At 36.5% G+C, this 8,860-nt stretch carries 7 protein-coding genes; 3 read left to right on the top strand and 4 right to left on the bottom strand.

What is annotated here, in order from left to right; all coding sequences use genetic code 11:
• Positions 1–145: 145 nt before the first annotated feature.
• From MT390_RS19445 to MT390_RS19430, 4 genes are all read right to left on the bottom strand, one after another.
• Complete coding sequence (locus tag MT390_RS19445; protein ID WP_499442852.1) at positions 146–1,087, bottom strand: LysR family transcriptional regulator; 942 nt, start codon at positions 1,085–1,087, stop codon at positions 146–148.
• Positions 1,088–1,290: 203 nt separating this feature from the next.
• On the bottom strand, positions 1,291–1,950 hold the full coding sequence (locus MT390_RS19440) for a lysophospholipid acyltransferase family protein (protein WP_166373377.1): 660 nt from the start codon (positions 1,948–1,950) through the stop codon (positions 1,291–1,293).
• Between the two features lie 111 nt (positions 1,951–2,061).
• A complete protein-coding gene (locus tag MT390_RS19435) occupies positions 2,062–2,994 on the bottom strand; it encodes a phosphatidate cytidylyltransferase (protein ID WP_499442851.1) in 933 nt (310 codons plus the stop codon).
• The gene (locus MT390_RS19430) at positions 2,987–3,676 is read right to left on the bottom strand and encodes a CDP-alcohol phosphatidyltransferase family protein (RefSeq protein ID WP_499442849.1); all 690 of its coding nucleotides are present in this window, start codon (positions 3,674–3,676) and stop codon (positions 2,987–2,989) included. Before MT390_RS19430 ends, MT390_RS19435 begins: the two co-directional genes overlap by 8 nt.
• Positions 3,677–4,194: 518 nt before the next feature.
• Here MT390_RS19430 and MT390_RS19425 point away from each other — a divergent pair.
• From MT390_RS19425 to MT390_RS19415, 3 genes are all read left to right on the top strand, one after another.
• Complete coding sequence (locus MT390_RS19425) at positions 4,195–6,069, top strand: DUF294 nucleotidyltransferase-like domain-containing protein (RefSeq protein WP_499442847.1); 1,875 nt, start codon at positions 4,195–4,197, stop codon at positions 6,067–6,069.
• Between the two features lie 9 nt (positions 6,070–6,078).
• On the top strand, positions 6,079–6,795 hold the full coding sequence (locus MT390_RS19420; RefSeq protein ID WP_166373385.1) for a 3'-5' exonuclease: 717 nt from the start codon (positions 6,079–6,081) through the stop codon (positions 6,793–6,795).
• Positions 6,796–7,655: 860 nt separating this feature from the next.
• Positions 7,656–8,006: a DUF3316 domain-containing protein gene (locus MT390_RS19415; protein ID WP_166373387.1), complete on the top strand. Its 351-nt coding sequence runs from the start codon at positions 7,656–7,658 to the stop codon at positions 8,004–8,006.
• Positions 8,007–8,860: the final 854 nt, after the last annotated feature.

The following is an 8,860-nucleotide window of genomic DNA, read 5'->3' as shown; positions in this document are numbered from 1 at the left end:
ATCAAAACACAAAACTAATTTAACTTATCGTTTTAACTTATAGTTTTGACGATAGGAAAAGGTTCATCACCTAAAATGCCGCTAACTTACATAGTTAGCGGCATTTTTTGTTTATTTCTGTATCTAACCTACTTCTGTATCTAGTCTATTTATAGATTTGATCATAGTTATCGATATAGCTGTCCCATATCGGTGGAGAACCAACTAACTCCTTTACGATTTCAATAAATAATTTCACCAGAGACGTTTGGTTTCTGTGGGGATAAACAGCGTAAACCCCCCAATCCCTTGCCTCCAGTTTATAATTTGTTAGTAACGGTACTAACCCTAGCTCTTTAATATTTTTATCTAAGGTAAATAAACCGCGTTGTGAATAACCCAACCCAGCTTGCAATGCATCAATGATAACGCTTATTTCATTGACCTCGAGGCGCCCTACCATATTATGACTGCGCATTTGATCACTGCCAGGTTTTTCTGAAAGCGTTAATTTATTAAATGTATTCTCACCGTTGGAATAGATAATCGCAGGTAGTTTAACAAGATCTTCAGGTGTTTTCGGTTCACCATATTTTTCAATAAAGCTTTCAGAAGCCAGTATTGCGAATTGAGCTCCCGCTATCTTGCGTGCAATTAAGTTTGAATCTCGAGCCGGACCGATGCGAAAAGCAATATCAAAACGCTCACCAATAATATCCGAGCGTTTATCGTCAAATACTAATTTAATATGAGTCTGTGGATACTTGGCCATAAACAGTGTTACTGCCTTTTGAATGTACATTTTACCAAATAAGGTTGGGCAGGTAATTCGCAGTAATCCTTTAGGCTCAGAATGAAAGGAATCGGCTAGGCGTTGGGTATCGGCCAATAATTCTCTCATAGCTTCAGCTTGTTTAAATATCTCCTTGCCGGCATCTGTCAGTGAAACCGAGCGCGTGGAACGATTTAATAAACGTACACCAAGGTCATCTTCTAATAACTTTATCTGTTTCGATAATGCGGAGCGGTCAATGTTCCTTATACCAGCGGCTTTTGCGAAGGACCCGTGTTGAATAACATCAATAAATAAGTCTAATCTTGTCGACATTCCCATTAAAAAATCCTTTTTAAAATGATAGAACAATAAATAGTGCTAAGTGAAAACATTACATTATGGTTGACTATTTTGTATAAGCTTTGAATTAACGATTGATTTAATACACTTTTAATTCAAAGGCTGACGATAGTGTTAACAACTGCCTTTTTATCATTACTGCAATTACTACGTTGAAATAATTAGCGCGATAAATGTTATTCTAAATCATCTTTTACAACGGATTGACGCGTCATACACAACGCTAATAGCTGATTTAACGCATTGCTAACGGAGTCAATATAACATTTTGCATCGGCATTAAACGGAATAGCATCGCCCACCACGACATCACAGTTAAATGGCACAAAAATCATTTCGCCTTTAGGTAACGCTTTACCTAAGCCATGCATCATTACAGGCACTACTTTTAGTGTTTTTCTGCTTTTAATTAAGTGGTGTACGCCGCGTTTTAAATCACTAAGCTGTTCTGGCTTACCACGAGAACCTTCCGGAAATAAAAGCAAAATATCTCCGTCATCTAATGCTCGATGGCACTGTGCAAATAATGCAGAGGTATCGCGTATATGTTTACGTTGCATTGGAATAATGCCAATAATATTCAATGAAAACCAAGCAAGTAGTTTATTTTTTAGGAAATAATCGGCGGCAGCAACGGGTCTTATTTTATGGATTTGACTTAATGGGTATAAGCTCATCAAAACGAGAGTATCTAAATGGCTGTTGTGATTTGCAACAACAATCGCAGGACCCTGTTTAGGCAACTTAGCTTTAAAAAACACATTTAAGCCTAAACCCAGCAAAACCATCGGTTTAACCAATAATGCAAAAAATAATATTTTTAAAAATCGATTCATTAACAATCCTTATTAAATCCTACTTTGTTATTTTTGAGCACGTTTGTTTTATGAACAGTAATATGTATTTGGGCTACCATCGCCTGATACCGATTACTAACCTGATACTAGTTAATAATGTAAATAATAAAGAAAATGGAAAAATAATGGCGCGGTATAAATCAGGCTATCTATTCTATCCAATAACCCTCCATGCCCTGGAATTAACGTCCCACTGTCTTTAATAGCGAGATCTCGTTTAACCGACGAAATAACCACGTCACCTACAAATCCGCTGATTGCGATTAATGTGCCAGCAACAAAACCTTCGACCATAGTTAATGGCGTTAAGTAAGGCGCAACAAAACCAGAGATAAGGGTGACGGTTATTACTCCACCAATAAATCCTTCCCATGTTTTTTTAGGGCTGACTTTAGGAATAATTTTATGTTTACCTAAGGTTTTCCCCCAAATGTATTGGCATACATCGTTAAACTGGGTAATAAAAATTAAAAATAAAACTAACCCCAATGCCCCCGCTTGCTCATTTTTAACGGGAAGTTGTAACAGGTATGCAATATGGCTAACACATAATACCGATAGCATGACCGCCCAGTGAATAGTCCCTAAGGAACGAATGAACTCTTTGGTTTCTCCAATAAATACCGCACGCATTGGCAGAAATAAGAACACGTAAATAGGAATAAAGATAAGAAACATGCCATACCAGTTGGTAGCAACCCAGTAATACTGCAATGGAATGGCAATATAGGCCCATAATAAAATACGTCTATCGGCTTGCCGAGTAGGCATGATCGAGAAGAATTCTTTTAACGCTAAAAAACTCAACAGTGCAAAAAAGATAATAGAAACCGTTGTGGGAGCTAATAAAATGCCAAATAAGATGGCAATCATCCACCACCAAGATTGAATGCGTTGTTTTAGTTCTAAGTAATCTGTTTGAGGATTTTTAACCTGTAAACGCCAACGAATTAAAGAACCAGTGATCAGTAAGATCACTACAAACGTCATCATATAAAAAGAGTGAACCGGTATATTAAACATCCGTATTGTCCTCATGCTTATTGTGTTGATTTTGCTCTGGCGATTCTAAATATTGGTAAGCCGAGCGAGCGCGTTTATATAAAGTGAGTAAACAACCGAGACAAATAACCAATAACCCAAGCAGTAAAACATATCCTTGTGTTGCAAATACTAATGTTTCGATAGGCAGTAATAGTAAGACAACAGTGATCACCGCCATTCGATGTTGTTTTGCCATTGGGCCAGTAAATAAAGTTGGCGCGCCGATCGACGTTGCTAACACACGCACATAAGCCGTTTTAACCGCCAATAATCCGGCTAACCAGCCGAGCTCAATCGCCCATGGCAAGCCAGCAATAGCATAACCTGCACAAACTAATATCAAAGGATCCGCAATTCTATCGGGAATATCATTAAATAATTCACCCGATGGCGTTGATTTTCCTCCTTCCATGGCCACCATGCCATCAAATAAATTACATAATAGACGGCATTGTACCAATAAAGCAGCTAACCAACTCAGCCAGATAGTTGAGCCAGCACCTATTGCTACTAAACAAAACCCCGCTAGTAGTGCAAAAAAGATACTGGCTATTGATATTTGATTAGGTGATATATTACGTTTACTCAAAGCCGCCGCTATTTTATTCATAATCGTCAAATCACGCACTTTTAATGGACGGCGAGCTTCTGAGTCAGTCATTATATTTCCTTATTAATAACAGTTAATGGTGCTGCAATTGATAGTCATTGTGAGCAATAGCTATTACTCCATCACTATCACTATCAGCAATGTCTATACGGGCGTTAATTCTGTCCGCAAATATGTATTTTAATGATCCCTCGTTAACTCTACAGGAGTCATACCGATGAAAGCTAATAGGGAATTAAAGTATCATGTTAGCGTGATATTTAAGGTACACACACGAGAACAATATAGTGCTTTAAATTATTGGTTAAGACAACCTAGGTTTATACAACATAAAGTTAATATTTAGTGTGGATTCTAACATTACTAGATTTGTCTATTACTTAAATTAATTGTCATTAACCACTTCATTATGAACAATTAATAGGCGTTATAAGTACTGTTAAATATAGCTATTACGCTTGCTAAGATATTTTTTAAACAAATAGATAGGAAAGATAAGTCGCCGCTAACATAGTCAATAAAAGTTGTGTAATATCGCATAAAACCCTCACCGATATAACGAGTAGCCAATGGACGTTGAATTATTAGAAATACAAGACTTTATCAGTCAATATGCCCCTTTTGATGAACTGCCTGAAGAAGCTTTAGCAGAAGTGGTACAAAGTGTTGAAATATCTTATTTCCGTGCCAATACAACCATCATCGATTTTAAGGATGAAATTAGCGAGTTGTATATGATCCGCAGTGGCATTGTTGAATTATTTCGTCGTAATGGCAATCTCTATAATCGTCTTGACCAGGGGCAGTTATTTGGACAAATGGGGCTACTCACTAATAATAAAGTACGTTTTCCCGCTAAAACCACCAAAGACACCCTTTTATACTGTATTCCAGCGGTGGTATTTTATGATTTATGTGAACGATTTGAATCCTTTGCTGACTTTGTAGAGGCAGAAGATAGTACGCGTTTAAAACAAGCGGTAGAAAGTAATAGTGACGATGCCAATGCGCTTACCACTTCCAAAGTAAAAAAATTAATTACACGCGAACCTTTGATTGTTCCGATTGATACCAGTGTACAAGCCGTTGCACAAATGATGGCCGAAGAATATCAATCTGCCGCTTTAATTAACGACCCTAGCATTGATGACAGTGAAGGGAATAACCTAGTGGGTCTGATTTCCGAACATGATTTATGTGCAAAAGTAATTGCTGCAGGCTTAAGCATTGATAGCCCCGTTTCCGAGGTCATGTCAACAGAACTGATTTCTTTAGATCATAATGCCTATATTTTTGAAGCCATGTTGATGATGTTACGTAATAACGTACATCATTTACCTATCCTTAAAAATAAAAAACCGATCGGCTTAATTGAAGTCTCTGACATTATTCGTTATGAATCTCAAAATAGTTTGTTATTTGTTAGTAGCATTTTCCAACAACAAAGCCCTGAAGATCTTGCGCTATTATCAAAACAGCTGAAAGATTGTTTTGTGCGTATGGTGAACGAAGATGCGAACTCGCACATGGTTGGGCGTGCGATGTCTGAGATTGGACGTAGCTTTAAACAACGTTTATTAGAATTAGCTGAAGAGCAGTTTGGCCCAGCCCCTATTCCATATTGTTTCTTAGCATTAGGTTCCATGGCCCGAGATGAACAACTGATGGTAACTGATCAAGATAACGCCATTATTCTTGATAATAGTTATGACTCGGCTGTACACGGTGAATATTTTGAAAAACTATCACACTTTGTTTGTGATGGTTTAGCTGCCTGCGGTTACATTTATTGTACTGGTGATATTATGGCCACTAATCCAGAGTTCCGTAAAACGCAAACGGAATGGGAAGAATGCTTCGCCAGTTGGATTGATAATCCCAACCCTAAAGCGCTATTAAATTGTAATATTTTCTTTGATTTAACCGGTGTTTATGGACGCATTAAATGGGCAGAGCATTTAAATGCCTTTATTTTACGACGTGCCAAAAAGAATAATCGTTTCTTGGCATGTTTGGCTCGTAATGCGCTTAATAGAAAACCACCTCTGGGTTTCTTTAAAGACTTTGTGATGGAGAGCGATGGCCGCCATAACAACTCAATAAACTTAAAACGCCGTGGAACCGCACCACTTGCGGACTTGATTCGCGTGCATGCATTAGCCATTGGGTCTCAATCTCAGAACTCCTTTGATCGTTTAGAAGATATTATTGAAGCGGGAATTTTGCCTAAATCTAAAGGCGCTGATTTACAGCATGCCATGGAGCTTATTTCACTAGTACGATTACGCCACCAAGCATTAGATATTGAATCAGATATTGAGCCTGATAATAATATTGAACCTGAAAATATGTCTGATTTTGAAAGACGAAATTTAAAGGATGCGTTTTTAGTATTAAGTAATGCGCAAAATTTCTTGAAATATCGTTATAGCGCCACTCTTTAAGGATCGTCTATGTATAATTTTATTAACAAAGAGGTCTTAAACTGGTCTGCTTTTTTGAAGTTAAAAGCCCAGTTAAGCAAGGATTCACGCCTAAAGAAATTTTATGATGTGGGTACATACCATGACGACACAAAACTTCAAGACATTGAATTTGTTGCTTTAGACTTTGAAACGACGGGGTTAGATCCTAAGAAAAATAGCATTATTAGTATTGGTTTAGTGCCTTTTAACTTAAAGCGTATTTATTGTAATCAAGCTAAAAGTTGGTTTATTAACCCTAAAGATAAGTTACAAGAAGACTCCATTATCATTCATGGGATCACCCATTCAGATTTAAAAGGTGCTCCGGACTTAAGGCGTATTCTGGATCAGTTACTTGAGCAATTAGCGGGTAAAGTGGTGGTTGTTCATTACCGTAATATAGAGCGCCCTTTTTTAGATTTGCATTTACGTGCGCTGTTTAAGGAAGGCATTGTTTTTCCTGTTGTTGATACTATGCAAATCGAATCTAACATACAAAGAAAACTAGCAGCTGGATTTTTTAATCGATTACGTGGCAAAAAACCTGCATCGATTCGCCTAGGGCAAAGTCGCACGCGCTATAACTTACCGACTTATCAACCACATGATGCCTTAACCGATGCAATTGCTACTGCAGAGCTGCTACAGGCACAAGTGGGCTATCATTTTAGCCCAGATACACCTATTAAGGATCTATGGTTGTAGTTTTGAAAGCTGTTATAGATTGAAAAGGGCATAGTTTGCCAGTGCTTATAGAGTTTTAGCAGCTATAAAACTACAAAATCGATAAAGTTACTTGCTAACAACAGCATTGGCCTTTCTAACAAGAGTGCTAATACTATTGCGTCTATTGCTAGCAAGTTCTTTTTAAGGTTGAACTGCATTCCCCTCCTGCTGGTCCTTTAAAAGCCAGCAATCCCCTTAAATAGTAAATTATTATCGAAGGTTACAATGACATTTTATTTTGCAAACGTGTTTTTGATTTAGCCACTCACAGAGCAAGTCATGCGGTAAATACCTTCATTCCTTTTCTTACAGACTAATGGTTAAAAAGTGTCTATTTAACCCATTAGATCTCCTTGAGGCTTATAACCGTTACAAATCAAGGAGCTTTATCTAGCCGATAAACCGGATATCAAGGTCAGTGTAATATGATGAACTTCTCAGTAGCCAGTTACTCCCCCCCAAAAAAAATTTAAGGACTAAAAACAATCACTTAGAATAAAACGGATAGACTTTATCATAGATTACAACGCAAGTTACTTTACCACTGCAAACTTAAGTTCATTTAATTCAAGCAAATACTGAGCGAACTGTAGGCGTTGTTCATTTCAAATTCGATTAATGACAAAAAACTCCATAATGAATGGAAATAAGGAGTGATGACGATCACATAAAGGAGGCGCATAATAGCTTCATCGAGTGAGACCACAACGGTAAAGCATTAATAACTCATTCTACACAAACAAGAATAGAATAAACGAAGCACAGAAAAACAAGTCGTGAATGCCAATAGGCAGCGACAACAACATTTATCTTATAAATAAAATATTAAGGGCATTAACATGAAAAAATTTACAACATTAACAGCAGTAGCGGCGACATTATTAGTTAGTTCAAGTGTTTTTGCTGCTACACAAGTTGTGCATTCAGACAAAACATTCAACACTGATGCATACACAAATAAAGCAGCTGCTTATGATGCAGGATTTGACTACATCGATGGACTAAAAAAATTACCCGCTAACGAATTACGTCACGCGTTAACCGTGATCAGCAATTCGCCAGCACAAGATTTGACTATCGATAAAACTAAAGTCACGATCAAAGAGTTTGCTCAAACACGTGATCAAGTCGTTTACCGTGCCGTAGTAGATGTGGATTACCACTTCACAACAATAAAAAAACAAGACTAATACTGGTTTAACGTTTTACATAGACACTAACCATTAGCAACATTGCTGCTTATCTACTTACTTAACTAGTTTGTTGGATAGCGGCAATTTCATTTCTGATTCTATTTTTATCCCCAGCAATCAGATTCATTAATCACTCCCTAACTCAAATATTCTGACTAGCCGTTTTAGCATAATGGCTTATAAATAATTAACTGCATTAATCTACTTCTAAAATATTACTACTCGAATATTTCTACTAAATTATAACCGCCAATATCAACTATAAAACCACTTCGCTCTGGCCCCTTGCACTACAAAAATAATATTTGATGATATGAGCAAACCATAAGAAAGCTTTTTGTTTGAATATGAAAGTATGGTCAAAATTAGCTGTCCACTTTAAATCACTAACAAACAGATGATTAAAATTGTTATTTATCTAGTTAGTTCTCCACAGTAATATCTATCCCACTTTAGCTCTATTCCCTCTTTTTCTTTGTATCTAAATGATCTATTTATTTATAATTATCTATAAATTTTTTACTCTTCTGGCAGTTAACCTAGTATTTAATCTAATAATGAATATAACGAATAAAATATAATAATAAAGCCAGAAAAAATTGACGATTAACGCTGCAATTATTGGTTCTTTTCTAGTTATCTGCTAATGGTGACCTATGGACACCATTAAGTCGTACTATCGCTATTAAAATGTATTCAACTTTATAAACTAAATTCTTAAAAAATTTTAAACGTCCCCAAATAAGTTTCACCTTTTAACTGTTTTTTTAATAAAATAGATCTATTTATTGAGTGTGAAAATGCTTATCTTAAGTAGTTTTCAGCAAAATATATTTCGTTTTATTACGCTG

Source organism: Vibrio sp. 2-Bac 85 (genome assembly GCF_037546705.1).
Classification (GTDB): domain Bacteria; phylum Pseudomonadota; class Gammaproteobacteria; order Enterobacterales; family Psychromonadaceae; genus Psychromonas.
Note: the sequence above shows the minus strand (reverse complement) of the source record. Positions and strands in the feature narration are given on the sequence as shown.